We start from the raw sequence: 24554 nt of genomic DNA on the forward strand, positions 1-24554 counted from the left end.
TTGCGTCAGCGCTCCATCCACGCGTGCAGCTTCTGCTGGAATACGTCCGTTGAAAAGGTCCTGGCCCTGGCCGCGACGGTTTCCCTGTCCATGCCCGAGACGCATTCCAGCGCCTTTACCGCGGAATCCAAATCGTCGGGATCAATATGCATCCCCGTCTTCCCGTGGAGCACGGACTCGGACGCGCCCCCCACATGGTTGACCAGGACAGGAGTGCCGGTGGCCATTGCCTCAACCGGCATAATTCCAAAGTCCTCAACGGGAGGGAAAACGAAAGCGTACGCGGACTGGTACAGCGCGTAGAGAAGGTTGTCGCCCGGGCTGGGAATGAAGGTCACGGGTACGCCGGCGCTGTCTGCCATAGCCCGCAGTGTGGCCTCGTCGGGGCCGCTGCCCGCAATGACCACGGGCAGGCCGGCGGCGGCCCCAATCCTGATGACGGCATCCAGCCTCTTGTAGCGGACAAAGCGGGAAGCGCCCAGGATGAAAGGTCGCGGCAGCGAGCGCAGTATCTGAGCTTCGCCGGGCGTCAGTTCCGCGCCCCATTCTTCCTTCGCCTCGATGGGGTCCACGTTGACGGGCGGATAGATCACCTCCGCGTCGATGCCCCACGTGTCACGTATCCGCTGGCGCACGAATGCGCTGTTGGCCGCCACATGCCGAAGTTCCGAGGCACGTTTGCGGTCCAGCGGCCGCAATACCGAGGAAGCCAGCGCAGGGATGGGTCCCTGCCCCCGGGCGTCCAGTTCCGGAGTCCAGATATAGCGCGCCGGAGTGTGCACATACACATACTTTTCGACGTCACTGTAGGGGGAACACGCGCGGGCTTGGTGTGCAAAAAGGTGGGAGCTCACAAGGAGCCATTCCACTGAATCCCTGGGCTTGAGATGCCTCCACGTATAAGGCATGAACGGCAGGGCAGCTGCTTTGCTGCGCCGCAGCGGTGTCTTCGCCAGCCACGACTCCTGGACGTCTGTGGCAGCGTATTTGTCCGGCGCGTCATTCCACAGTGTCAATAGCTTGGCCGCGGGAAAGGCGGAAAGCATGGCCTCCACCACCTTTTCGGAGCCGCCATGCGGCGATATCCATTCCTGCACAATCAAACCGGCCAAGATCGTCCTCACTAAGCTGAAATTCAGCTGAAGAGACCCCGCACGCATATGTCCGGTTCAACCTTTGCCATGACTGCCCAGTTCCCGGAGGAATCTGCATCTCCGCGTACTCCCCATCGCGAAACTGCCCCGCCGGCCTAGGGGAAGGCTATCGGGGCGAACCCGGGTAAGCGTTTGTCCCGGCCCAGAAATGCGGGTCCCCACATCTGCCATGCGTAGTCCCGCATTCTGCAGACACTCGGGAAGGGGGCCGGCCCCGCCGTCGTACACCCAACGGCGCTGTTCAGGGACTGCCTGCAAGTTCATCCAGGCGGGACCGGAGGAACCGCCGTTCCGCTTGGTTGTCGGTGAGGATCAGGGCCTCTTCAAAAGCCAGCCGGGCCTCCTCTTCACGGCCTAGCCGCGCCAGGAAATCGCCCCGGGCCGCGGCCAAGTACGGGTACCGGGCCAGTTGTGGGTCGGCCCCGAGGGCGTCCAGTTCCCCGAGGGCCTCCGCGGGGCCCAGCGCGAAGCCCAGGGCGATGGCCCGGTTGAGCCTGACCACGGGGGAGGGCCACCTCTCCATCAGCAAATCGTAAAGGCCCAGAATCTCGCGCCAGTCGGTGCCGGTCCAGGACGGGCTCTCATCGTGCACCGCCGCGATTGCCGCCATCAGTGCGAACCGGCCCGGCGGCCGTGAAGCCAGGGCCGCACGCAGCAGCCGCACCCCTTCCTCGATGGCCTGCCGGTCCCACATCGACCGGTCCTGGTTCTCGAGCAGGACCAGATCCCGTTGTCCGTCCAACCGGGCGCCGGCGCGCGCCTCCGTCAGCAGGATCAGCGCCAGCAGCCCCGCCACGTCGTGGTCCCCGGGGAGGAGAACGCGCAGCATCCGGGCCAGCTCGAGCCCGCGCCCGGCCAGGTCCCTGCGCATCAAGTCTTCTCCGGACGGAGCCGTGTGCCCCGTGGTGTAGACCAAGTACACCACCGCCAGCACCCCATCAACCCGCTCGTGCAGCTCCGACGCCCCCGGCACGCGGTATGGGATATGCGCGGCCGCGATCTTTTTCTTGGCCCTGGTGAGACGGGCCGCCATGGTGGCCTCCGGGACGAGGAACGCCCGGGCCACCTCGGCGGTGGAGAGCCCGCACAGGAGCCGCAGCGTCAGGGCCACCTGGGCCTCGAGTGCCAGGGCCGGATGGCAGCAGGTGAAAATGAGCCGGAGCCGGTCGTCCGGGATGTCCTCCCTTTCCGGGCCGGCTCCTTCCACAACGGCCTGGTCAACGCCGGGCTCTCCGGTGCTGACCAGCTTGGGCAGGGCACGCTCGGCCGTGGCTGCCCGACGTCGAACGTCCAGCGCCCGCCGTCGGGCAGTCACCGTAAGCCATGCCCCGGGGTTCCTCGGGATCCCGCTCCTGCCCCACGTGGACAACGCACTGGCGTACGCGTCCTGCACAGCCTCCTCCGCGGCGTCGATGTCACCGGCAACCCGTACCGTTGCCGCCAGCACGAACGCCCACTCCCGGCGGTGCGCATCCGCAACCGCGGCAGCAACTTCTGTCCTGGCGGCCCCCGGCATCAGCTGGCCACCCGCACCGGCCATACTTCGACTCCGACGCCGGCGGGAACCTCCTTGGCGATCTCAAGGGCCTCGTCAAGGTCGACTGCTTCGATCAGGTAGTAGCCGCCCAAGGTCTCCTTTGACTCCGCGAAGGGTCCGTCCGTCACCGTGAATCCGCCGGACCCATCACGCCGGATTGACGTCGCCGTGGAGGACGGGTGCAGGGCGGCTCCGCCGAGCAGGGAAGAGCCGTGCCGCCGCTGGAACTCCTGGTAGCTGGCGCTGATGGATTCCCCTTCGGCCTGCCTGGCCACCGCCTCGTCCTGGTAGATCAGGATCAGGTACTTGGACATGTCATGCTCCCTTCTGTCGTGGTCAAGGGCTCCTCATCGAAAGAAGCTCCTACCCATACGACGCACACGGGAAGCGGAAATCGACATCAGCCCGCGGATTCCTCCTGCATTTTCAAGATACCGCGCAGTGGGGGCCTTGCCGCAAGCCCCACGGGCTGCCCCATACTGGCGGTCCACAACAGATGGGCGACGGGGACAACATGCACGATGTAGTGATTGTGGGCAGCGGGCCCACGGGATTGATGCTGGCCGGGGAACTGCGGCTGGCGGGTGTGGACGCGCTGGTCCTGGAGCGGCGCCGGTCCCAGGAGCTGGCCGGGTCCCGGGGCGGCGGAATCCATTCGCGGACCATTGAGCTGCTGGACCAGCGCGGCATCGCGGACCGGTTCCTGGCCGAGGGCAGGACAATCCAGACGGCGACCTTCGGCGGCACCCAGCTGGACCTGGCCGGCCTGCCCACGCGCCACCCCTATACGCTGGCGCTCTTCCAAAACCACATCGAGCGGCTGCTGCTGGAGTGGGTCCAGGAGCTGGGGGTGGAGATCCGGCGCAGCGTGGAGGTCGCGGGAATTTCAGTGGACGACGCCGGCGTGGAGGTGCGGCTCGCAGGCGGCGGGGCGGTGCGGGCCAGGTATGTTGTGGGCGCCGACGGTGGCCGCAGCGTGGTGCGGCGCTCGGCAGGAATTGCGATGGCGGGCCCGGGTGCCACCCGCAGCAGCCTCATTGCGGAGGTGAGGGTGGCGGGGGAGCCGGTCCAGCAGGGGAAGGTGGACAGCCGGGGGATCCATGGGCTCTACCCGATGGGTGACGGTGTGGTCCGGGTGGTGGTCACGGAGGCCTCGCTTGGGCAGGCGTCCGAACCCACCCTGGCGGAGTTGAGGCAGGCGTTGACCGACGTGTTCGGGACGGACTTCGGCGTGCACAGTCCGGTCTGGCTCTCGCGGTTCACGGACGGCACCCGGCAGGCGGAGTCCTACCGGAAAGGCAGGGTGCTGCTGGCCGGCGATGCCGCGCACGTCCACTCACCCACGGGCGGCCTGGGCATCGGGCTCGGGCTGCAGGACGCCGTCAACCTCGGCTGGAAACTGGGGCAAGTGGTGCGGGGCGGCTCCGGAGAGGAGCTGCTGGACACCTACCACGCCGAGCGCCACCCGGCAGGGGCGCGGGCCCTCAAATACACCATGGCGCAGTCCCTGTTCCAGAAGTCGGACCCGCGGCAGGAAGCCTTGCGTGACCTGCTTGACGAAGTGCTCCGCATTGATGCTGCCGGCACGCCCATCGCCGCACTCATCACCGGGCTGGACGTGGCCTATTACTTTGGACCGGGCCATCCGCTGCTGGGCCGGCGCATGCCGGATCTGGACATCACCACTGATGATGGCCCGGTCCGGGTGTATTCGCTGCTGCACCAGGGCCGGCCAGTGCTGCTGGATTTCGGCTTTCCGGCCCTGGAAGTTGGCCGGGCCGGACACGCGCGCTACCTGCCGGCAGCGTACGACGGCGAATGGCAGCTTCCGGTGTTGGGGTCGGTGGTGGCACCGACGGCGGTCCTGGTGCGGCCCGACGGCTACGTCGCCTGGGTGGGTGAAGGCTCGGCGGACGGCCTTGCCGAGGCACTCACATCATGGTGTGGCGACGTGCCGCCGCGGATCCCCTGAACGCCGCCATCCTGCGGACGCGCCGGTACGGACAGCTGCTGCCGCGCTACTGCTTCGGGCCCGCGATGTTGACCAGCCAGGGAATGCCGAACTTGTCCGTGCACATGCCAAAGGCATCGCCCCAGATGGCTTTTTCCAGTGGCATGGTGACCGTGCCGCCGTCGGACAGCTTGTCCCAGTACCCCCGCAGTTCGGCTTCGTCGTCGCCGCTGAGGGAAACGCTGAAAGTGTTCCCAGGGGTGTAGTCCATGCGCGCCGGCGTGTCCGAGCCCATCAGGGTGAGCCCCGACGGGCTGTCGAGCTGGGCATGCATGACCAGGTTGTCTTCGGAGGGATCCTGGCTTGCGTGGAAATCGGCGAAGGTGCTGACGTTCAGCTCGCCGCCAAAGACGTCCTTGTAGAACTGCATCGCCTCCCGGGCGTTGTTGCGGAAACTCAGGTACGGGTTGAGACGCGTGGCCATGGGGGCTCCTTTTTCAACTGACGTCGGTGTCGGCACCGGCCATGCTAGCAGCGCGATGTGCGGACATAGAAGGGGGCAGAGCACTGACCCCCGCTGTTCCTGCAGGATGCGCCTTCAGCTGCCTCCTCAGTGCCTCCTGTGGTCCCGTAGCCGGCGGCTGTGGCCGGTACCGACTTTCCGGCCACGGTGGGCCGCTGCCTGCTCATGCTGCTCAAGCCGGTGCCGGTAGGCGCTCGCGCATCTTGTATCCAGGAGCCTGCTGTCTGACCTGCGTCGACGATACAAACCCGTTCCGCCCCGCGGTCAAGCGCCTCACGCTACAAATCCATTAAATGGGGGAAATTGAGCAAAATTGGGTAGTTAGTCCCTACGCGGGATGGCAGGCCACTGTTAGGCTGGCTGAAGGTCAGGCAGGTGGCCCGAATTTTGCCTTCGGAGGAAACCGCCCCTTGACAGCCCCATCCCCACCTCAACTTCCCTCTGGCGCGCCGCCGCCCTTTTAGCTGGCTCGGGTGTGGCCCAGGGAAACCATATTTCGGGGGTGGGCCACATCCGCGCCCCATACTCCGGGAGCCACCAGCGTCGCTGGCTCCCGGAGCCCGTTCAGTAGATGCAGCCGTCCCGCGCAACCGTTCAGTCTTCGAAGTGCGCCGTCGCGTCGGCGGGGCCTGAAAACCGGTTTACCAACGATTGGGCAAGCTCGTTGAGCTTCTGGTTACGGGTGTTCGAAGCGCTGCGCAGCAGGTCGAAGGCCGCGTCTTTGCTGCATTTGTTCTGGGCCATGATGATGCCGCAGGCCAGGTCAATGACGGTCCTGGTGTCCATGGCCGCCTTCAGGTTCTCGGCGCGCTGGTCCGCGGAGGCGATCCGGATGGCAAGGCGCAGCGCTTTGCCCGCCATGTCGGCAAACCTCACTCCGCTGGCCACCGCCTGCTCATCGAACAGTCCTCCGACGGGGGCGAAAAAATCCAGGACAGCACCAGAATCACCGTCCAGTGCCATGGGGATGCCAAGGGCGCTGGCGACGCCGGCGGTGGCCAGCGCGCTGCGGTACTCGGGCCAGCGCCGGTCTGATGACACATCGCCCATGAGGACGGGGACACCGGTTTGCAGGGCTTCCACGCAGGGGCCGTCACCCAGCGTCTGCTCGATCCGGTCCAGTACCACGGCCTTGCCGCTGCTGCCTCCGATAGTGGCTGTGTGCTTGCGCCGGTGCAGCGTTATGGCGCATTCAATCTCTACACCGATGCTGCCGGTCATTGTGGCAGCCGCATAGTCCGTGATGCCGTCCAGCACAGATTTGATGTCCTCCGTGCGGGCGATCAGGTCGACAATGCCTTCAAAATCGTCCGTGATCTGTGGTTCCAGCATGTCTTCAATCTAGGAGCGCCGGGGACCTCCCACAAGCGGCAGTTCAGTGCCCACACCCACGTTTCTCCCAGCCGGCACACAGCCCGGTTATGGAAACGTTATATATGCTTGCGTAGTGGTTTTGAGGTCAAGCAGTGGAACTATGTCAGCACCGGACGGCGAGGCTATGCCCGGAACAGGACTCATCGCGGGGCGGAAGCACGCCCTGGACGGCCTGCGCACTATCGCCGTGGCAGGCGTCTTCTTTTTTCACACGGCGACCGAGTCGATGCCGGGTGGCTCCATCGGCGTCGACGTCTTCTTCACGCTGAGCGGTTTTGTCATCACCCTGCTGATCATGAAGGAATGGACGGCTACCGGCCGGCTCCACCTGGGCATCTTCTACGCCAAGCGCCTGGCGCGCCTTTGGCCCGCGCTGCTGGCACTCTGTGCGGTGATCGTGGCCGTTGGCCTCGTGTTCCCGGCCTCAGGCTGGGCCGGCCAGGCGGGGTTCGTCCTTCCGGCCGCCGGCTACGTGATGAATCTGGCGCACTTCGGCGCATTCGGCCAGTCCATCGCCGGTGAAACCCTCGGCCCAACCTGGACGCTCGCCGTCGAGGAGCAGTTCTACCTTGTGTGGCCGCTGCTCCTGCTGGCGATGCTCCGCTTCTGGAGGGTCCGCACCGCAGCGGTGGCTACTGCAGCCGTGGCCGCCGTTTTCGTGCTGAACCGGTTCCTGCTGGTCAATGCCGGCCAGCCGCTGGCCCGGATTTACAACGGACCGGACACCAGGGCCGACGAACTGCTGGCCGGTTGCGCGCTGGCCCTGCTGTTTACCGCGGTGCGGAAGGGCTCCCGGCTCCACAACGCCCTGGCGTCCGCCGCCCGCTGGGCCGCCCCGGTTGCGGGCGCCGCCCTCGTGGCAGCATTGTTCCTGCTCAAGGAACCGGACGCCCCGGGTGCCTGGTTCAACACGTTCTGGAGCGTGGGTCCCACGGCGCTGGCCATGCTGGCCGCCGTGCTGATCGGATCCCTGGTCCTGCAGCCCGCCGGGTTCCTCTCGCGGTTCCTCAGCCACCCTTGGCTGTCCCGTCCTGGCCGGGACTTGTCCTACGGCATGTATCTGTGGCACCTGCCCGTTTACCTGCTGCTGATGCGGCTGATTCCGTCCCTGCCCGTTCGCATCGCCCTGACTGCAGCGCTTACCGTGCTGCTGGCCTACGCGTCCTTCCGTTTTGTGGAGCGGCCACTCCGGCGCTGGGCGAACAAAAGGCTGGATCCCGCCGTCGTGCCTTCCCCGCAGGCAGGCACCGGGCCAGCCAAACCGGCAACGCCGGAACGTGAGCCTGAGGGACAACTGGCCAGCTGATACAAGCAGCCTGCCCGTTAGCCCTCCCTGATGCCGGGCATGCCGACCCCGTCCGGAGACGCCGTCGCTGAGCATCCCGGGCAGCACGCAGCATCCTCCGTGTCGCTGCCGGCGGCCCCTGGAACACCGCAGCAGGCATCGCCGCGCCACGCGTTGATGCCCTCGCGGACGGCGATGGCCGCAATTACCAGGGCCGCTCCCGCATCGGCCCACCACCAGCCCAGGGTGCTGTTCAGGACCAGTCCCACCAGCAGTACGGCGGACAGGTAGGTGCACAGCAGGGTCTGCTTCGAGTCCGCTTCTGCAGTTCTGGAACCCATTTCGCGGGCGGCCCGGCGCTGGGCCCAGGACAGGACGGGCATGACGGCCAGGCTCAGTGCTGCGATGACGATGCCCGGCGCCGAGTGCTGCGCTTCACCGCCGCCGGCCAGGGAACGGATGGAGTCCGCGGCGACGAAGGCCGCCAGGGCGAAGAACGACACGGCGATGATCCGGAGCGTCAGATGCTCCCGCCGCTGGGGATCCTTGGCCGAAAACTGCCAGGAGAGGGCCACCGCGGAGGCCACCTCGATCACCGAATCCAGACCAAACCCGACCAGCGCCGAGGAGTCCGCAGTGCCTCCCGCCCACAACGCCACAACCGCCTCGATGATGTTGTAGCTGATGGTGGCTGCCGCAAAAATCCTGATCCGCCGTGTCAGCACCTGCCGCCGCGTGGCAGGTGCATGCATTGCGGTCATGCCAGGCACTCTCCATCGGGGGCGCAACAGGCCGGGTCCACGGCAAGGACAACGGTGATCAGGTCCCTTATGGCGTGGCCGATCGCGGCATCAGCGAGTTCATACCGGCTGCGGCGCCCGTCCGGAACGGCAACCACCAACCCGCAGCCCCGCAGGCAGGTGAGGTGGTTGGACATGCTCTGCCTTGACACTCCCACGCTCTCTGCAAGATCGGAGGGATAGGACGCGCCCTCTGCCAGCGCCAGGAGCACGCGGGCGCGGGTGGGATCCGCGACGGCGTGGCCGAAGCGGGCCAGTACCGGGGCATGGGTGAGGGTTTGCATGAATCGAAAGTACAGCTGATGCTGTATTCACGCAAACCTGGATTGTGGGCCGCCGGGGGCCCACAATCCACAGTCCGCGAGCGGTTTTCTATCCCAGCGGGTTGGTGGACTCGCAGGTCTGGTCACTGCCTGTCTGCGCCACCACGCCGCCGGAGGAGTCTGCGGGCGACGGCGGAGCGGCGGGTTTGGTGCCCGTGGCGAAGTCCGTGCCGGCGTACAGTTGCACGCCCTGGATGTTCGCCACCTTCTGGACACTGCTGGCCGGCAGGCCGAACAGCGACGCCACGTCCGCGGCGACATCTTCGAACCCGGCGGAGTAGTAGACCATGGTCTGGCCCTGCGTCTGGGCCGGCAGCTTGGTCAGCTTGGTGAATCCGGCGTCGGACAGCATTCCGGCGATCGCGTTGCTGCGGCCCGATACGCCTGTGCCGTTGGCAATGGAAACCGGCTGCAGTGCCTTGTCATAGGCAGGCGCCGCGGGTGTTGCAGGCGTGCTGGCGGGGGCCTCAGGGGCGGGCTGGCTCAGGTCCGGGCTGTTGCGCAGCGCTTTGAAGAAGTTGGACGCCGCCGGTTCATCCAAGGCAAGCCGGTTGGGGTCCTGCGGCGCCGGAACCGTGGGTACGGTGATGAAGTTGACGCTGGCGGGATCAATGTTCTTCAGCCGGTTGGAGATGGTCAGCAGCGAGGGAACCGAGGACAGTCCCGGATCCACCGTCAGGTTCTTGGTGACCACATCGGCGATGGTCAGGACCTTCTCCGGGTTGCCCAGCGTGCCCTCGGACTTCAGTTTGCGGGTGAGCGAGGCGAGGAAGCCCTGTTGGGCCTTGATCCGGCCCAGGTCCCCGCCGTTGGTGAACGCATGCCGGGTGCGCAGGAAGGCCAGGGCCTGTTCCCCCTGCACCTGCGACGTGCCGGCCGGCAGGTGCAGCCCGGAATCGGGATCGTCCACCGCTGAGCTGACGCACACATCCACGCCCCCCACGGCGTTGGACAGCTCCTTGACGGCGTTGAAGTCCGCCATCATGAAGTGGTCCACTTCCAACCCGGTGAGCTTGTTAACGGTATCCACGGCGCAGCCGATGCCAGCCTGCTTCATGGCGCTGTTGATCATGGCATCCTGCTGTTCCGGGTACTTCTGGCCGGTCTTGGAGTCCGTGCACGCAGGGACGTCCACCAGCAGGTCCCGGGGAAAGCTGACCACGTTGACGTGCTTGTTGTCCGCTGAGATGTCCAGCAGCATCATCACGTCCGACTGTCCGTATCCGGAGGAGTCGTCCGCCGAACCGTACTGGCTGTTGTTGCCACTGCGGGTGTCCGAGCCCAGGACCAGGATCTGCAGACGGTCCGTGCTGTCATTGACGGCCCCTTCGGTCCGCTGTCCGCCTGCCGAGAGCTGGGAGGTGCTGATGTTGGACTGCAGCCGCCACACCCAATAACCGCCGAACGCCAGCACGCCCAGGAGCAGCACGGACACCACCCCGGTGATGATCTTGACCCACCGCGGGGCACGGCGGGAAGACCGGAGGTGGCGCGAACTGGCGGCGTACAGCTGGCCTTGGCCCGGATAGGCTGCGGGGCTGGCGCCTTCCTGTTCCGGGCTTGGGGATTTTCTGGAACCGAACACGACAAAATGACCTTCGGAAGGGGACAGGTTTCCGATACCCTACATGCCGAAGCTGGCAATTTCCCTAGAACTGGGGGCGCGGCGCGTGTGCCGACGCCCTATGCGCCGGCGGAGGCGTACTGTTTTTTCTCGGCGGTACCCGCCCCCGGCGACGGACCCGACCATGCGGGAAGCCCGGGTGTGCAGGCTGAGGAACGGACGGATGAAAACAGGACAAAAGCAGCGCGCGGGGGGACGTCCTGCCCGCCGCGGGCTGGGCAAGCTGGCGGTGTGGCTGGAAGATGATTCGCCCGGACGCCTCCGGCCGCTGATCGTCGCGGTGGTCCTCACGCTCTCGGCGATCGGACTGGTGGAGGTGGCCTCGGCGTCGTCAGTGGAATCGGTGGCGGCGGGAAACAATCCGTACGATCTTCCCCTGAAGCAGGCCATGTGGACCGTGGCCGGCGTGGTGATCATGCTGGTGCTGGCGCGGATGCCCGTCCCCCGGATCCGGAAGCTGGGTTGGCCGCTGCTGATCGCTTCCCTGGTTGCCCTGGTGCTGGTGTTCACACCCCTGGGCATGTCAGTGAACGGCAACCGGAACTGGTTGAGCGTGGGTGGGTTGACTGCGCAGCCGTCCGAGTTTGCCAAACTCTCGCTGATTGTCTGGGCTGCCGCAATCCTGGACCGCAAGCAGGCGCTGCTGGGCCAGTGGAAGCACGCAGTCATTCCGCTGGGGCCCGCCGGTGGGCTGATCATGATCATCGTGGCACTGGGGCATGACCTGGGCACCACCATGATCATCATGATGATCCTTGCCGCCACCATGTTCTATGGCGGAGTGCGCATGAAGGTGTTCTCCGTTGCGGGCCTGATCTGCGCGGTAGCGGCCCTGGCGCTCGCGGCTACCAGTGGGAACAGAATGGGGCGCATCTCATCCTGGCTGGGCATGGGGTCCGACGAGGACGCGCAGGGCATGGGTTACCAGGCCCAGCACGGTGCCTATGCCCTGGCCTCCGGCGGTTGGTTCGGCGTGGGCCTGGGACAGAGCCGGCAGAAGTGGAACTGGATCCCGGAAGCCCACAACGACTTTATCTTCTCCATCCTCGGCGAGGAGCTTGGCCTGGCCGGCACACTCCTGGTGCTGGGCCTGTTCGCCACCCTGGCCGTTGCGGTGTTCAGGACCATCGCCCGGACCACTGACACCTTCTCCCGGATCGTCGCCTGCAGTGTGATCACATGGATCCTTGGGCAGGCCGTGGTCAACATCGCCATGGTGAGCGGGCTGCTTCCGGTCATCGGCGTGCCACTGCCATTCATCTCCTATGGCGGCTCGGCCATGGTGTCCTCGCTCGCAGGAATTGGGGTGATCCTGGCGGTCACCCGCCCTGAAGGCGAGGTTCCGCACCCTCTCCGTTTCCGTGTCTTCCGCCGTCGCCGCAGCCTGCCGGGGCCGGCCGTCCCCAACGCCGTCCCGAAACAGGCACGCGAGCATGCGCACTAGCGGCAGCGCCGGCAGGACGATTCCCGGGTCGTCCCTGACTGCCATCCGCTTCATCCTGGTTTTCGGGATTGTCAGTGCGCTCATGGATATGGTCTACGAGGGCGCCCGGAGTGTCACCGGACCCTACCTTGGTGCCCTGGGGGCGTCTGCACTGCTGATCAGCGTGGTCACCGGTGCCGGCGAAGCGGTTGCACTGGTTCTCCGGCTGGTGTTCGGACGGCTGGCCGACCGTCCCGGGCTGCGCTGGGCGCTGGCCATCAGCGGGTATGCCTTGACCGCCGTTTCCGTCCCCTTGCTGGGAATTTCAGATGCCCTGTGGATTGCCTGCCTCCTGGTCCTGGCCGAGCGGCTGGGCAAGGCGGTGCGGAGCCCGGCGAAGGACACCATGCTCGCGGAGGCCGGTTCCGCGCTGGGCCAGGGAAAGGCATTCGCCCTGCATGAGGCGCTGGACCAGGTGGGGGCCCTGGTGGGGCCGCTGCTCGTGGGGCTTGCCCTGGCGCTCTCGGGCAGCTATGGGCCCGGATTCCTGCTGCTGGCCGTTCCCGGGATCGCAGCCATGCTCATTCTGTTCTGGCTTCGCCGCAGAGCCCCTGATCCTGCTGTGTACGAGTCCGCCATCGTGCAGTCCGCCGCTGCGTCCTCCGGCCCGCAGCCGGCAACGCCCGGCACCGATCCTGCCCAGGCCGTCCCCGGGGACGTTCCGCCCATGCCGCGCCAGTACTGGGTCTACGCCGCGTTCAGCAGCCTGACCATGTTCGGGTACGCAACGTTCGGGCTTTTGTCGTTCCATTTGGTGGCTGCCGGGCTCCTGCCGCCGGCGCTGGTCCCGGTCCTCTACGCCGGTGCCATGGCGGTTGACGCGGTGGCAGCACTGGTATCCGGTTGGCTTTTCGACCGCATCGGGCTGAAGGTCCTGCTGGCGCTGCCGGTGCTGGCCGCAGCGGTCCCATGGCTCGGTTTCAGCAACAACACCGCGGCAGCCGTCGCGGGGGTCCTGGTGTGGGGAACCGCTATGGGGGTGCAGGAAAGCACCATGCGGGCTGGGGTAGCGGCCCTCGCCCCCGCAGCGCGGCGGGGGAGCGCCTACGGGATGTTCACCGCCTGCTACGGCCTGGCCTGGCTGGCCGGAAGCTTTGTCATCGGGCTGCTCTACGAGCGCTCAATTCCGACACTGGCCATCACCATCACGGTCATCCAGGCAGCCGCACTGGGAGTCTTCGCGGTCCTCCGTCCGCACGCTCCGTCCACCGGAACTGCCTAGGCAACAGCCGCCGCAGCCTCGGGGCACTCGGCGCAGTGGACGTCCGCAACCAGGGAGCCGGCGTCGTCCTTTTGGAAGTGGGTGACGTGATTGGTGGTCCTGCCGCAGGTGGGGCAGAAACTCTGGCTTTGTTTAGTCCACATGCATGAATAATACGGAACGCCATGACAAAGGAAAGATCACAGTGACCAAATATGTGGATCCCCGCATTCTTCCTTTACCGGATCTTGACCGAACCTGCTGGCGATCCTTCAGCCAACACTGAGTTTCGCCGCGTAGCTTGGGCTCATCAGGCAGGACGGAAGGAGCGCAGGACAATGACCATTACCGACTACTTCATGGCTCTCGGCGGCATGCTGGCTTCACTCGGGTGTGCAGGACTGGTGGCGGCCGGCCTTATCCGGGCGCGGGCACGCCACTAAGGCATCGCGGCGCTGTATCAGGCGACTAAGGCATCGCGGCGCTGTATCAGGCGATTGCCGGAGGCTCGAACCGGGTTCCGGGAGCGCCGCTGGGCATCGCCTTCAGGATGCTGTCCGCCACACTGCGTACCTTCAGGTTCCGGTTCCTGGAGGTACCTGCGAGCTTGCCGAATGCCTCGGAATAGGAGCAGCGGTTCTGCGCCATCAGCACTCCGCAGGCAACGTCAATGCTTGTCCTGCTTTCCAGCACCTGTTTGAGGTTGTCCCCGGCACGGATGACGCCATGCACGTCAAGGGCCAGTTTCAGGCTTTGTGAGGCGACTCCCGCGAACCAGGACGCCTCATGGACCACCCTGGCGTTGAAGCCGAAGTTTGGCGGACCAAGGAAGATTATGGCGCCGGCGGAGCCCGGCTGGAGTTCCAGGGGAACGGCGAGTGCCGAACCGAAGCCTTTTTCCAGGAGTCGCCGGCGGTACGCCTGCCAGCGTGAACCGGCCGCGTTGATTACGGCGGGTGCAGCGAGTGCCGTGCCGAGCGCCGACGGTCCGTCCGCGTGCTCGTCCTCGGCCGATGCAAAGCTTGCGGCCTGCGGGGTGCTTCCGGCGGTGGAAGGGAATGACCGTTGCCTGTGCAGCACCGCGGCACACTCGACGGCCGTGCCGGCCGTGGTACTGATCCAGCGAGCGGCACCGTCGGCGAGCTTTTGCAATGATCCTGCCTCCCCGTCGGCCCCTGTCACCAGGTCCAGCAGGAAACCCTGCCGCTCGGGCCCCTTGTTGTTTACCGGGCCAACCGTCACCCTGCACCCCCGTCCGGTCATACCCCGTCAGCCGTCTGCCGCGGGTTTCCTAGAAACTTATTGGCGAGCGGGTGGTGGCGGCACGAGTAGCAGGTACTCTACTTTTCCCCGGGCCCTGCGCGAGTACCTGTACGGGCTTTTCACCGTTGTGGAGGTTGGTTCCCTCCGAATGAGCTACCATAGGTTTGTTAGACAGCCAAGCAAGTAGGATATCGAAGGAATTCGCATGAACCCGCACGGTGCAAGCGAAGGCCACAGCTACCCACCTGTGGAAGGCGCCCAGCCAGGGCCCGTCGATATCATCAACGCCCTCCGGGAGTTCCGTACGTCAGAAAGCGCCATGCGCAGGCGCACGCGTTCCTCTGTTGCCATGGGGGAGACCGATCTCCTGGCGCTGCGCTACCTCATCGATGCAGATGCTTCCGGTGCAGGCATCCGTCCCACGGAGCTCGCCGCCCGCCTCGGCGTTACGTCCGCGTCCATGACCAGCCTGGTGGACCGGCTGGTCGCCAGTGGCCATGTGACCCGTGAGCCCCACCCCTCGGACCGGCGGGCCGTCATTCTCCGTCCCACTCCCGGTGCGGAGGAGGAGGTCCGGCACAACCTCAACCAAATGCACAAACGCATGCTGGAGGCAGCCGAGTCGCTGACTCCGGACGAGATCCAAGCGGTGCTGAATTTCCTGATGCGGATGCGGGAAGCGGTGGAGGCCGTCAATGCCGCGTCTGGACCTACCCGCAGGTAGACAAGACCGTAATCCTAGTTAGACTAGCTACATTGTTACTTAACTATCGGATGGCGGCCCGCATGACTGCAGTACTTGAACCCCAGGCACCGGGAGAGTCCCTCCCCCTCCTGGGGCATGATGAAGTTTCGCCCCAGTCATCAGCGCCCATGGCGCTTGAGGACCCGGATGCTCCCTTCCACTGCGGCGCGGCCATGACTGCCGCCCCGGTTCCCATAGCCGAACTGGGCTGGGCGCCGCTGGAGCTGGGCTCAGCCGAATGGATCTGCCCGTGCGGCCACAGGGTGGACGGGGAGACCGCCGGTGAGCCCCTCGAAGCCGTCCGCCTGGCCTCGGCCCGGCTGGAGAGCCTTCAATGGGAGCTTGACGCGGCGCAGGAACGGTTCGAATCCGCTGTCCGGGGCGCCTCCCGCGCAGGCGCAGGGCAGGAGGCCCTGGGCAGGGCGGCCGGCCTCAGTGCACTGGAACTCCAGGAATTCCTGGCCGGCGGCCCGCTGGCCTAAATGAGGCTGCAGCCCCCGGCCGGCGGGCCGGGGACTGCAGCGTCCGCTTGTCCCCGAAGTGCAGCCATCCGTCTGTTCAGATGCAGCGGCACTCCGGGTCGTCTGGAGTGGATAAGGAAAGAGTGGACGGCCGGCTCTGGCCCGAAAAGTGGGCGCGGCGAGTGGCCGGGACTTCTAGGCGGCCAGGCGGCCTGCCGTTGGACGAGGATGTCGGCGCCCGGCCAGCACACTGATGGTGCAGGGCGCCTGGGCCGGATCGATTTTGGCGGGCAGGTGCCTTGTTTCCGAGGCGGCGCGGAGCATGTCCAGCGCCTCCTGGTCCACCAGGGCGCTGGAGACATCAAGTTCCAGGTCCAGTCCTCCCTTGAGGGAGTTGGCACGCTTAGCCACGACATAGAGGGCGTTGACGCTGTGGATGGTGATATGCCCCTTTGCAATCACCTGGGCCTTGCTGTGGTCCAGATCAACCCGGACCACGATGTTTAGCTTGGAATTCAAGTTGTAAAGCCTTCCCCGGCATTGGCTGCGACGCTGCAGCTTCTTGCATGGCCTGTTTGCTTAAGCCTCCATTAGATTAGGCAACCAATGTGATGTGCGCAACACAGTGACGTTTATTACATCGAGTGCAGTTTCCTCTCAGTTGGCCAGCCTTGGATGGGTTGGAACCACGATCCCGGGCCGCTTTCACCGCCCAGCTTGCAGGGGCGTCCACCGGCAAGCAGTGAAAGAATCGGACCTGGTGATTGACTAGTCATCGAACCCCCGCCCGAGCAGCGCGGGCACGCCCCCGCAGTACCGCCACCGAAGGACACCCAATGAGCAAAGAACAGCTGATCATCATCGGCTCCGGCCCGTCCGGCTACACCGCCGCCATCTACGCCGCCCGCGCCGGCCTGAACCCCTTGGTCCTGGCGGGGTCCGTTACGGCCGGCGGCGCGTTGATGAACACCACCGAGGTGGAGAACTTCCCCGGCTTCCCCGCCGGAGTCCAGGGCCCGGAACTGATGGACGGCCTGCAGCAGCAGGCCGAGAAGTTCGGCGCGCGGATCGAGTACGACGACGCCACGTCCGTTGACCTCAAGGGTCCCGTGAAGCGCGTGGTCACCGGGGGAGGGGAGACTTACGAGGCCCCGGCCGTCATCCTGGCCACCGGGTCCGCGTACAAGGAACTGGGGCTGCCGGAGGAGAAGAAGTTCAGCGGCCACGGTGTTTCCTGGTGCGCCACCTGCGACGGGTTTTTCTTCCGCGACCAGGACATCATCGTGGTGGGCGGCGGCGACTCCGCCATGGAGGAAGCCACCTTCCTGACCCGCTTCGGAAAGTCCGTGACCGTGGTGGTCCGTAAGGGTGAACTGCGCGCCTCCCGCATCATGGCCCAACGCGCCAAGGACAACCCCAAGATCCGCTTCGCCTGGAACTCCGCCGTCACCGCCATCCACGGCGACGGAAAGGTCACCGGCGTCACCCTCACGGACACCCGCTCCGGCGAAACCCGGCACCAGGACGCCACCGGCATCTTCGTTGCCATCGGCCATCTGCCGCGCACCGAGCTGGTTGCCGGCCAGGTGGACCTGGATGAGGAAGGCTACATCAAGGTGGATTCGCCCACCACATGCACGAACTTGCCCGGAGTCTTTGCCTGCGGCGATGCCGTTGACCACCGGTACCGCCAGGCCATTACCGCCGCCGGTACCGGCTGCGCTGCGGCCCTGGATGCCGAGCGGTTCCTCGCGGCTTTGGAGGATGCCGCGAGCATCGCCACCGCGCTGGTGGAGGAACCGACGCACAGCTAGGGTGCTTGCCCGGGTACCAACCGCACCCGGGCTGGACGAAGACTCCCCGGTTCAGACGACCTCGGGGAGTCTTCCCGTTAATACGGAAACGGGTGCAGCCGACCACCGCTCGCGCTCGGGCTCGTAAGAGATCACTATGGAGGCCTCGTTCCCGCGTGCTTCGTCGATGGCCAGGAGCAGGGCGTCCTCCATGTGCCTCGCGTATTCCAGGCGCTCGGGCAGCGAACCCTGCAGGTCGCCGTCGTCAATCAATACGTGGCCCTTGCCGTCCACGATGACCTTCAGTGAATACCCGCGGTCCTCGTAGAGGGACCCCCGGGTCGATGAAATTTCGGTGATTCGGTCTGCCCGGACCAGCCCGTTGCCCAGCGTGCGGATCCACACTTCACCCATACAAATGACCTCCCCTTGGCTGGGGGCGCAGATCATAGACGCCCCATAAGGCGAACGCTACTCCTCGGCGGCGGGTTTGTGACCCCCGGTCTTTTCCTACCATAGTTTCCGGCTGCTTTCCCCGGAAAAGTTGAGCTATTGTGATGCCGATAGCCGACTGGGGGTGTAGCCGACTTTGGAGAAAAATATGTGGTCGAAGCTGGATACGTACCTGTTTCCACTTGAGCCCTCTACGGTGTGTCCGTCCGGGACCTTCGACCTGAATGTGGTGACCGGGCAAATGGAGTGGTCCGAGGGCATGTTCGGCATCCACGGCCTGAAACGGGGCGAAGTGGTGCCCACGTTCGAGCTGTTCATGGCCCACAAACACCCGCTGGACCGTGAGCCCGTGCGGGCTCTCTGGGCCGACCTTCTGATTGGCGGCGGCCAGGGCGCACTGCTGCACCGGGTGATCGATGTCAGGGGCAGGGAACGGCGTGTGTTTTCGGCGGTCCAGGCCGTGGCCCGGGCCTCAGATGCGGTGGAACATATCAGCGGCTTCATGGTGGACGTGACCCAAAGCCTGCGCATCGAGTCCCAGCACGCGGCTTCCGAGGCAATCGAGGGCGTGTATGAGCATAAAGCCCTGATCGAGCAGGCCAAGGGGATAGTGATGGCACTGCGGGGCGTGGACGGGCCGGCAGCCTTCCAGGTCCTGGCCACCAGGAGCCAGCACGCAAACGTCAAACTGCACCTGGTGGCAGAAGAACTGGTCAACGCCGCAGCGAACGGCAAAGTCCAGGAAGTCCTGGCAGGCTACTGAGGCCCGGCCGGCCCGTGCCGGCAGGACCTTCGGCACTTTCCGTCCTGCATGGCCGCAGGTGAGGCTGGTTGCCATGGTGGACAGGACCCCGGCGAGCCCCCGCGGCAGCGTTGGCTCCGCCGTGGTCAACGCCCTGCTGCTCGTCGGGATCAACGTCTGGCCCGGCTGGCAGGTGCTGCCTTTCCTGACGGCAGGCATGCCCCGCGTGCTGGACCTCATCAACGCCTCCCTGATCGCGGGCATCATCGTGAACCTGGTCTGCGCGGTGATCCGTTCCAGGGCTCTCCTCGCTTTAGGCAACCTGGTGGTCATGGGCATTGGCCTGGCCGCGCTCCTGCGGCTGTGGGAGGTTTTTCCCTTTGACTTCGGCGCCGGCTGGTCAGGCTGGCCGGTGCTGGTACGGGTTTTCCTGGTGCTTGGAATCGTGGGCTCGATCATCGGTGCTGTGGTGGAGGTTATCAACCTGTTCCGCGCCCTTGCCGGTTTCGGGCCGCGCCCGCGGCAGCAACGGCGCAACTGACCACCTCTCCATGGCGGCCTTTCCGCGGTGCCTGGAGCCACCCCGGGTGGGACCCCCTCCCTGATGCAGGGGGTCCACGACGGGCGGCCATAGGATAAATCTGATGACTTCCCCGAATGACTCACAGCCCTTCAGCCTGCGCGGAATTGCCGTGGCCGCTTTTGGTCCCACGCTCCTGTTCGGCATTGGGCAGGGTGCCATCCTCCCGGTTGTGGCATTGTCTGCCCGTGAGCTGGGTGCCTCCGTGGCCGTCGCGGCTTTGATCGTCACCCTGATCGGACTGGGGTCCTGGTTCTTCAACCTCCCTGCGTCCCTGGTGACCCTTCGTTTCGGTGAGCGCTGGTCCATCGTGGGCGCCGCCGTGGCAGCCGGCCTGGCCCTGGCCGCCGCCGCCGTGTCAGCCCTGGCCCCGAACGGGCTGTGGCTGCTCGCCGCGGCGATGACCGTCGTCGGGATGTCCGGGGCGGTGTTTGGCCTGGCCCGGCAGAAGTACCTCACCGAGGCCGTGCCCGTGCCCTTCCGCGCCCGGGCGCTGTCCACCCTGGGCGGCGTGAACCGGATCGGTGTGTTCATCGGCCCGTTCGCAGGGGCCGCTGCGATGCAGTTCCTTGGTATCGCGGGTGCCTACTGGGTGGGGGTGGCGGCGATGGCGGCCGCCGCGCTGCTGTCCCTCACCATCCCCGATCTTACGACGCCGGATGTCCAGCCAGGCGGGGACGCCGGCCCCCAGCCCACGCTGCGGAGCGTCGCCGTCTCACATGCGGGCGTGTTCCTTTCGCTCGGCATGGGCATTCTGCTGCTCAGCGCGCTGCGGTCCTCGCGCCAGGTGGTGATTCCGCTCTGGTCCGACCACCTGGGCATGGACGCCACCTCCGCGTCCCTTATCTACGGGCTGTCCGGCGCCATCGACATGCTGGTGTTCTATCCGGCCGGAAGACTGATGGACCGCAAGGGGCGGCAGTGGGTGGCCGTGCCGTCGACGCTGATCATGGGCACCGCGCTGCTCCTGATCCCGCTCACCGGCTCTTTTGTGGGGCTGCTGCTGGCGGCGCTGCTGATCGGCTTCGGCAACGGCATCAGCTCCGGGCTGGTGATGACCCTCGGCGCCGACTTCTCACCCGACAGGGGCCGTGGCCAGTTCCTGGGCCTCTGGCGGTTCATGGCGGACGCGGGCTCCACCGGCGGCCCAGTCCTGCTCTCCGGGGTGACGGCGCTCGCCTCCCTGGGCCCGGGGATCTCAGCCACGGGCATCCTGGGGTTCGCCGCGGCGGCCGTGTTCGCCGTCGTGATTCCCCGCCTGAAGCACCGCCGCAACTACTAGTTGCTCCATCAGATATGGCCGCTAAGCGGGCGTCTTAGGGACCATATCTGATAGAGCAACCGGGCGTGTTCGGTGGGTAGTGCGTTGGCCGAGGCTATTCTCGACTCATGAGTGATCCCGGCGCCGCCGCCCGCATCAGTCCGCTGCAGAAGGCTGTGTGGTGGGCACAGGACTATGTGTACGCCGCGGGCTGGCAAGTCCGTGGATTCCTGTCGCGCGTGCAGCCGGAGTCCTTCCGCAACGGCACCAAGGCGCCCGTCCTGATCATCCCCGGGGTGTACGAAAACTGGCAGTTCATGATGCCGCTCATCCAGGCAATCCACGATGCCGGACATCCCGTGCACGTGGTGACGGTGCTTCAGCGGAACAAGCTCAAGGTGCCGGACGCCGCCAAGCTGGTGGCCCAGCACGTGGAGGAGGCCGGGCTGCACGATGCCATCCTGGTGGCGCACAGCAAGGGCGGCCTGATTGGCAAATACACCATGCTGTCCCTGGACCCCGAGCACCGGATCGACCGGATGATTGCCGTGTGCGCCCCCTTTTCCGGGTCACGCTACGCCCGCTACATGCTGCTGCCGAGCCTGCGGATCTTCTCCCCCCGGAACCCGCTGACGCTCCAGATGTCCCGCGAACTGACCATCAACAGCCGCATCACGTCCCTGTACGGTCCGTTCGATCCCCACATCCCGGAAGGCAGCGTCCTTACCGGTGCCACGAACATCGAACTGCCGGTAGCGGGGCACTTTCGTATCCTGGGGGACCCCGGGACGGCCCGGATCATCGTGGAGCAGCTGGACCTTCCTGCCTGACGGCGCCGCTTGGCCGGGCGCGCGTTAAAAGCCAGGCTCCCCCGAAAGCGCGGGCTTACCGGGGGAGCATGGCATATAGTTTCCTAGCCGTCAGCACCTGCGGGGGTGGTGGTGGCCGGGTAGCCCTCAAGCTTGAGTGCCGCCAGCGCGTACTTCTGGTCGAACGTGTCCGCGATGTTGACCTTGGACGTGTCCACCCCGATGGTCTTCTCCTCATCGAAGACCGTCTTCGGGCCGCCGGCGGGCATGATGCCGTCCGGGAGGAACTGGCCCTTGTCCTGGTCGAGGGCCTTGACGTAATCGTCCTTGCTGATGGTGCTGTTCTGGACGAAGGCCGGCGGCAGCTTGTCCGCAATCTCCTGGGCTGAGTGGGTGCTGATCCAGTGCATGGTGTCCACCAGTGCGTCCACTACCTTCTGGGCTTCATCCTGGTGGCTGTTCACCCAGTCAGTCTGGGCGAGCAAACCCGCCGACGGCAGCGTGCTGCCGAGGGCCGCCTTGGCGCCGTCCGCCGACGCAAGGTCAATGGCCGGGACTGCCAGGTTCTTCGATTCCAACGCGCCGACCGTCGGCTGGGTGGTCATCACGCAGTCCGCCGAGCCGCGCTGGATGGCGGCGATGGCCGTGGCACCGGCGCCCACGGCAATGGTGTGGTAGTCGTTCTTGGACAGGCCGGCCTTTGAAGCAATGAACTGGGTGAGTTCATCCGTCCCTGAGCCGAGGTCCGTCACCCCGACAGTCTTGCCCTTGAGGTCGGCGCCGGAGTGGACGTTGGCGTTGGGGCTGCACATGATGCGCTCGCCGGGGGCGCCGGAGAGCTGGATAAGGTTGGTGACCTTCTTGCCCTTGGCCTGGAAGTCCACGGTGTGGATGTACCACGCTCCGGCCATGTCCACCTGCCCGGACGCCATGGCTTCCTCAGCACCAACGCCGCCCTGCTGCTCGGTGGAGAGTTCCATCTTGACCCCATACTTCTCGTAGTAGCCCAGCTGTTGCGCCAGCTGGTAGGGGAGGTAGATCTGCTTGTCTATGCCGCCCACCATCATTTTTACCGTGGGCATCGAACTGGTGTCGGCGGACGCACTGCCGCCAGTTGAACTGCCGCTGGAAGCGGGGGTGGAGCTGTTGCCGCACGCTGCCAGGCTGAGGGCTACGGCTCCGGCAGCTGCGGCGGCAAAGATAGGGCGCTTCATCATCATTGTTGTACGCATCCTTGTGTTGGTCCCCGTCAGGGACATGGGTTTTGTTGGTACTGCGGTGGAAAGGCTGTTCCGGGTTCAAATCGCCTGGGCCTCGGAACGGTTCGGCGGCCGCCACTTGAGGAGCCTGTGCTCAAGCATGTTGATCAGGGATTCGGCAAACAGGGTGACGACGGCGATGATCACCATGCAGGCAAAGACAGTGTTGGGGTCGAACGTTCCCTGTGCCTGGCTGATGATGAGGCCGATTCCTTTCTGCGCGCCGAGCACCTCGGCAACGAGGGCGCCGATGATCGCGAACCCGAAGGCCGTGTGGAGGCTGGCGATAATCCACGTCATGGCGGATGGGATAGTCACGTGCATCGCCACCTGGTAGGGCGAGGCGCCCAGCACCCGGACATTCGCCACCAGGTTCTGGTCCACCTCACGGACGCCCTGAAAGGCGTTGAAGAACACGACGAAGAAGACCAGTACGGCCGCGAGCAGGATTTTCGGGAAGACGCCCAGGCCGAATGCCACGATGAAGATCGAGCCGAGCACAATGCGCGGAATGGAGTTCACGATCCTGATGTAGGGGCCCACGACGGCGGACAGGTATTTGTTGGAACCCAGGAGGATGCCGAGAACCACGCCCACGGTGGTTCCGAGCAGGAAACCCAGGAAAGCCTCCTGTGCAGTGACCCCCAGGTTCTCCCAGATGGTGCCGAAGGCCGTGCCCTCAGTGAAGAGCCGGACCAGGCTGTCCCAGATTTCGGAGGGCTGGCCGAAGAAGAACTTATCCACCCACCCTTCAGTGGTGAACCATTGCCAGCCGCCGACCACTGCGACGGCGAGGGCTATCCGGCCAATCCAGATGGACGTGGCGCGTCGGCGCGCTTTCAGCCGGCCCGCATCCTTCGCTGCTGCCTCTGTGTCCACTGCCTTTTCGCCTTTGCGGGTTTCATTGTGGGTAAGGGCCGTCATGCCGCACCTGCCGTCAGTGCGTACGCGCGTGTGACCTCATCCTTGAGGGATTCCCAAATGCGGCCCTGCAGTTCAAGGAACCGCTCCTCGTGGCGGATTTCCTGGACGTTGCCGCGGGGCCGGGGGAGATCGATGTCGAAGACGTCCTTGATCGAGCCGGGGCTGCTGGTCATGATGACCACCCGGTCGGAGAGGGCCACGGCCTCGTCCAGGTCGTGGGTGATGAACAGGACCGACGGGCGCAGTTCCTCCCACAGCTTGAGCAGTTCGTTCTGCATGATGGCCTTGGTCTGCACATCCAATGCTCCGAACGGTTCATCCATGAGCAGGATCCGGGGATTGTTGATCAGGGCAGCCGCCATGGCGACGCGCTTGCGCATGCCGCCCGAGAGTTGGTGCGGGTAGCGGTCCTCGAATCCGGCCAGGCCGACACGGCGCAGCCAGTCCCGGGCAAGGTCGGTGGCCTCCCGCTTTGGCATTCCCAGCAGGATGGGTCCCATCATGACGTTGCTGAGGACGCTCTTCCAGGGAAACAGCGCATCTGCCTGGAACATATAGCTCACACCGTTGGTGATGCCTTCGACCAGGTTTCCGCCGACCTTCACCGATCCCGCGCTGGGGTGCTCAAGGCCCGAGACTTGGGCCAGGGTGGTGGATTTGCCGCAGCCCGTCGGTCCGACGATGGAGCAGAACTGACCGGCTTCGACGGACATGCTCACGTCGGTGATGGCGGTGAAGGTTTCGCCCTTCGGCGTGAGGTAGCGCTTGGTCAGGCCGGCGACCTCAATGCGGGCTCCTTCCCCGGCTATATGGGGCAGGCCGGGCGGCCGGGCTGTGTGGGGTGTCTTCATCGCAAGACCTCGCTGTCTTCTGTTCATGTAGTTCAGGTTCGTGATGTGCATCACTGGAACTGTGTGAAGCTTAGGAAGTGATCATTCCGGCCAGAAAGACTTCAGTAAGATGTGTGCTTTAGCCGCAAAAGTGCACGTTTTGTGCATTTTCTGCTCCC

General features: G+C 65.6%; 26 protein-coding genes. 11 read left to right on the forward strand and 15 right to left on the reverse strand.

Going from position 1 to position 24554, the window contains the following annotated elements; translation table 11 throughout:
* Positions 1-5: 5 nt before the first annotated feature.
* From VXJ37_RS01480 to VXJ37_RS01490, 3 genes are all read right to left on the reverse strand, one after another.
* Positions 6-1112: a glycosyltransferase gene (locus VXJ37_RS01480; protein WP_331321304.1), complete on the reverse strand. Its 1107-nt coding sequence runs from the start codon at positions 1110-1112 to the stop codon at positions 6-8.
* Positions 1113-1395: 283 nt separating this feature from the next.
* Positions 1396-2694, reverse strand: a complete 1299-nt coding sequence (locus tag VXJ37_RS01485) for an RNA polymerase sigma factor (RefSeq protein ID WP_331321305.1) — start codon at positions 2692-2694, stop codon at positions 1396-1398.
* Positions 2670-3005 (reverse strand): YciI family protein, encoded by a 336-nt coding sequence (locus VXJ37_RS01490; protein WP_331321306.1) that lies wholly within the window; start codon positions 3003-3005, stop codon positions 2670-2672. Before VXJ37_RS01490 ends, VXJ37_RS01485 begins: the two co-directional genes overlap by 25 nt.
* 200 nt (positions 3006-3205) lie before the next feature.
* On the opposite strand from VXJ37_RS01490, the gene VXJ37_RS01495 reads away from it, so the two are divergent.
* Positions 3206-4663 (forward strand): FAD-dependent monooxygenase, encoded by a 1458-nt coding sequence (locus VXJ37_RS01495; protein ID WP_331321307.1) that lies wholly within the window; start codon positions 3206-3208, stop codon positions 4661-4663.
* Positions 4664-4709: 46 nt separating this feature from the next.
* Here VXJ37_RS01495 and VXJ37_RS01500 read toward each other — a convergent pair whose 3' ends face one another.
* Both VXJ37_RS01500 and VXJ37_RS01505 read right to left on the reverse strand, forming a co-directional pair.
* Positions 4710-5126: a VOC family protein gene (locus VXJ37_RS01500; protein WP_331321308.1), complete on the reverse strand. Its 417-nt coding sequence runs from the start codon at positions 5124-5126 to the stop codon at positions 4710-4712.
* A 633-nt stretch (positions 5127-5759) separates the two neighbouring features.
* The gene (locus VXJ37_RS01505) at positions 5760-6497 is read right to left on the reverse strand and encodes a GAF and ANTAR domain-containing protein (protein WP_331321309.1); all 738 of its coding nucleotides are present in this window, start codon (positions 6495-6497) and stop codon (positions 5760-5762) included.
* Between the two features lie 142 nt (positions 6498-6639).
* Between VXJ37_RS01505 and VXJ37_RS01510 the strand changes: the two genes are divergently transcribed.
* On the forward strand, positions 6640-7845 hold the full coding sequence (locus VXJ37_RS01510; RefSeq protein ID WP_331321310.1) for an acyltransferase family protein: 1206 nt from the start codon (positions 6640-6642) through the stop codon (positions 7843-7845).
* A gap of 17 nt (positions 7846-7862) precedes the next feature.
* Here the strand turns inward: VXJ37_RS01510 and VXJ37_RS01515 are convergent, their stop codons facing one another.
* The 3 genes from VXJ37_RS01515 to VXJ37_RS01525 all read right to left on the reverse strand — a co-directional run bounded on the left by VXJ37_RS01515 (position 7863) and on the right by VXJ37_RS01525 (position 10532).
* Positions 7863-8585 carry a cation transporter gene (locus tag VXJ37_RS01515; RefSeq protein ID WP_331321311.1) on the reverse strand — a complete coding sequence of 241 codons (723 nt, stop codon included), beginning with the start codon at positions 8583-8585 and terminating at the stop codon, positions 7863-7865.
* On the reverse strand, positions 8582-8908 hold the full coding sequence (locus VXJ37_RS01520; protein WP_331321312.1) for an ArsR/SmtB family transcription factor: 327 nt from the start codon (positions 8906-8908) through the stop codon (positions 8582-8584). Before VXJ37_RS01520 ends, VXJ37_RS01515 begins: the two co-directional genes overlap by 4 nt.
* Before the next feature lie 88 nt (positions 8909-8996).
* Positions 8997-10532 (reverse strand): LCP family protein, encoded by a 1536-nt coding sequence (locus VXJ37_RS01525; RefSeq protein WP_331321313.1) that lies wholly within the window; start codon positions 10530-10532, stop codon positions 8997-8999.
* Between the two features lie 202 nt (positions 10533-10734).
* Here VXJ37_RS01525 and ftsW point away from each other — a divergent pair, with 202 nt between their 5' ends.
* Both ftsW and VXJ37_RS01535 read left to right on the forward strand, forming a co-directional pair.
* Positions 10735-12015 (forward strand): putative lipid II flippase FtsW, encoded by a 1281-nt coding sequence (gene ftsW, locus VXJ37_RS01530; RefSeq protein WP_331321314.1) that lies wholly within the window; start codon positions 10735-10737, stop codon positions 12013-12015.
* On the forward strand, positions 12005-13276 hold the full coding sequence (locus VXJ37_RS01535; protein ID WP_331321315.1) for an MFS transporter: 1272 nt from the start codon (positions 12005-12007) through the stop codon (positions 13274-13276). The genes ftsW and VXJ37_RS01535 overlap by 11 nt, the downstream gene beginning before the upstream one ends.
* Here the strand turns inward: VXJ37_RS01535 and VXJ37_RS01540 are convergent.
* Together VXJ37_RS01540 and VXJ37_RS01545 are read right to left on the reverse strand one after the other, a co-directional pair.
* On the reverse strand, positions 13273-13419 hold the full coding sequence (locus VXJ37_RS01540; RefSeq protein WP_331321316.1) for a hypothetical protein: 147 nt from the start codon (positions 13417-13419) through the stop codon (positions 13273-13275). The two genes, VXJ37_RS01535 and VXJ37_RS01540, sit on opposite strands and share 4 nt — an antisense overlap.
* Before the next feature lie 325 nt (positions 13420-13744).
* Entirely contained in the window at positions 13745-14497 is a 753-nt protein-coding gene (locus VXJ37_RS01545) for an ANTAR domain-containing protein (RefSeq protein ID WP_331321317.1), read from the reverse strand.
* Between the two features lie 226 nt (positions 14498-14723).
* Between VXJ37_RS01545 and VXJ37_RS01550 the strand changes: the two genes are divergently transcribed.
* A complete protein-coding gene (locus VXJ37_RS01550; RefSeq protein WP_331321318.1) occupies positions 14724-15242 on the forward strand; it encodes a MarR family winged helix-turn-helix transcriptional regulator in 519 nt (172 codons plus the stop codon).
* A 62-nt stretch (positions 15243-15304) separates the two neighbouring features.
* A complete protein-coding gene (locus VXJ37_RS01555; protein ID WP_331321319.1) occupies positions 15305-15745 on the forward strand; it encodes a hypothetical protein in 441 nt (146 codons plus the stop codon).
* Positions 15746-15919: 174 nt separating this feature from the next.
* On the opposite strand, the gene VXJ37_RS01560 is transcribed toward VXJ37_RS01555, so the two are convergent.
* Positions 15920-16243 carry a hypothetical protein gene (locus VXJ37_RS01560; RefSeq protein ID WP_331321320.1) on the reverse strand — a complete coding sequence of 108 codons (324 nt, stop codon included), beginning with the start codon at positions 16241-16243 and terminating at the stop codon, positions 15920-15922.
* 317 nt (positions 16244-16560) lie between these two features.
* Between VXJ37_RS01560 and trxB the strand changes: the two genes are divergently transcribed.
* The gene (gene trxB, locus VXJ37_RS01565) at positions 16561-17538 is read left to right on the forward strand and encodes a thioredoxin-disulfide reductase (protein WP_331321321.1); all 978 of its coding nucleotides are present in this window, start codon (positions 16561-16563) and stop codon (positions 17536-17538) included.
* A 51-nt stretch (positions 17539-17589) separates the two neighbouring features.
* Here trxB and VXJ37_RS01570 read toward each other — a convergent pair whose 3' ends face one another.
* Positions 17590-17931: a hypothetical protein gene (locus VXJ37_RS01570; protein ID WP_331321322.1), complete on the reverse strand. Its 342-nt coding sequence runs from the start codon at positions 17929-17931 to the stop codon at positions 17590-17592.
* A 187-nt stretch (positions 17932-18118) separates the two neighbouring features.
* Here VXJ37_RS01570 and VXJ37_RS01575 point away from each other — a divergent pair, with 187 nt between their 5' ends.
* The 4 genes from VXJ37_RS01575 to VXJ37_RS01590 all read left to right on the forward strand — a co-directional run bounded on the left by VXJ37_RS01575 (position 18119) and on the right by VXJ37_RS01590 (position 21383).
* Positions 18119-18733 (forward strand): ANTAR domain-containing protein, encoded by a 615-nt coding sequence (locus tag VXJ37_RS01575; RefSeq protein ID WP_331321323.1) that lies wholly within the window; start codon positions 18119-18121, stop codon positions 18731-18733.
* Positions 18734-18806: 73 nt separating this feature from the next.
* A complete protein-coding gene (locus tag VXJ37_RS01580; RefSeq protein WP_331321324.1) occupies positions 18807-19253 on the forward strand; it encodes a hypothetical protein in 447 nt (148 codons plus the stop codon).
* A gap of 103 nt (positions 19254-19356) precedes the next feature.
* Complete coding sequence (locus VXJ37_RS01585; protein ID WP_331321325.1) at positions 19357-20574, forward strand: MFS transporter; 1218 nt, start codon at positions 19357-19359, stop codon at positions 20572-20574.
* A gap of 107 nt (positions 20575-20681) precedes the next feature.
* Positions 20682-21383: an esterase/lipase family protein gene (locus VXJ37_RS01590; RefSeq protein WP_331321326.1), complete on the forward strand. Its 702-nt coding sequence runs from the start codon at positions 20682-20684 to the stop codon at positions 21381-21383.
* Between the two features lie 83 nt (positions 21384-21466).
* Here VXJ37_RS01590 and VXJ37_RS01595 read toward each other — a convergent pair whose 3' ends face one another.
* From VXJ37_RS01595 to VXJ37_RS01605, 3 genes are all read right to left on the reverse strand, one after another.
* Entirely contained in the window at positions 21467-22582 is a 1116-nt protein-coding gene (locus VXJ37_RS01595; RefSeq protein WP_331321327.1) for an ABC transporter substrate-binding protein, read from the reverse strand.
* 78 nt (positions 22583-22660) lie between these two features.
* A complete protein-coding gene (locus tag VXJ37_RS01600; RefSeq protein ID WP_331321328.1) occupies positions 22661-23545 on the reverse strand; it encodes an ABC transporter permease in 885 nt (294 codons plus the stop codon).
* Positions 23542-24396: an ABC transporter ATP-binding protein gene (locus tag VXJ37_RS01605; RefSeq protein WP_331321329.1), complete on the reverse strand. Its 855-nt coding sequence runs from the start codon at positions 24394-24396 to the stop codon at positions 23542-23544. Before VXJ37_RS01605 ends, VXJ37_RS01600 begins: the two co-directional genes overlap by 4 nt.
* Positions 24397-24554 lie beyond the last annotated feature (158 nt).

The organism is Pseudarthrobacter phenanthrenivorans (assembly GCF_036455295.1).
GTDB lineage: Bacteria > Actinomycetota > Actinomycetes > Actinomycetales > Micrococcaceae > Arthrobacter > Arthrobacter phenanthrenivorans_C.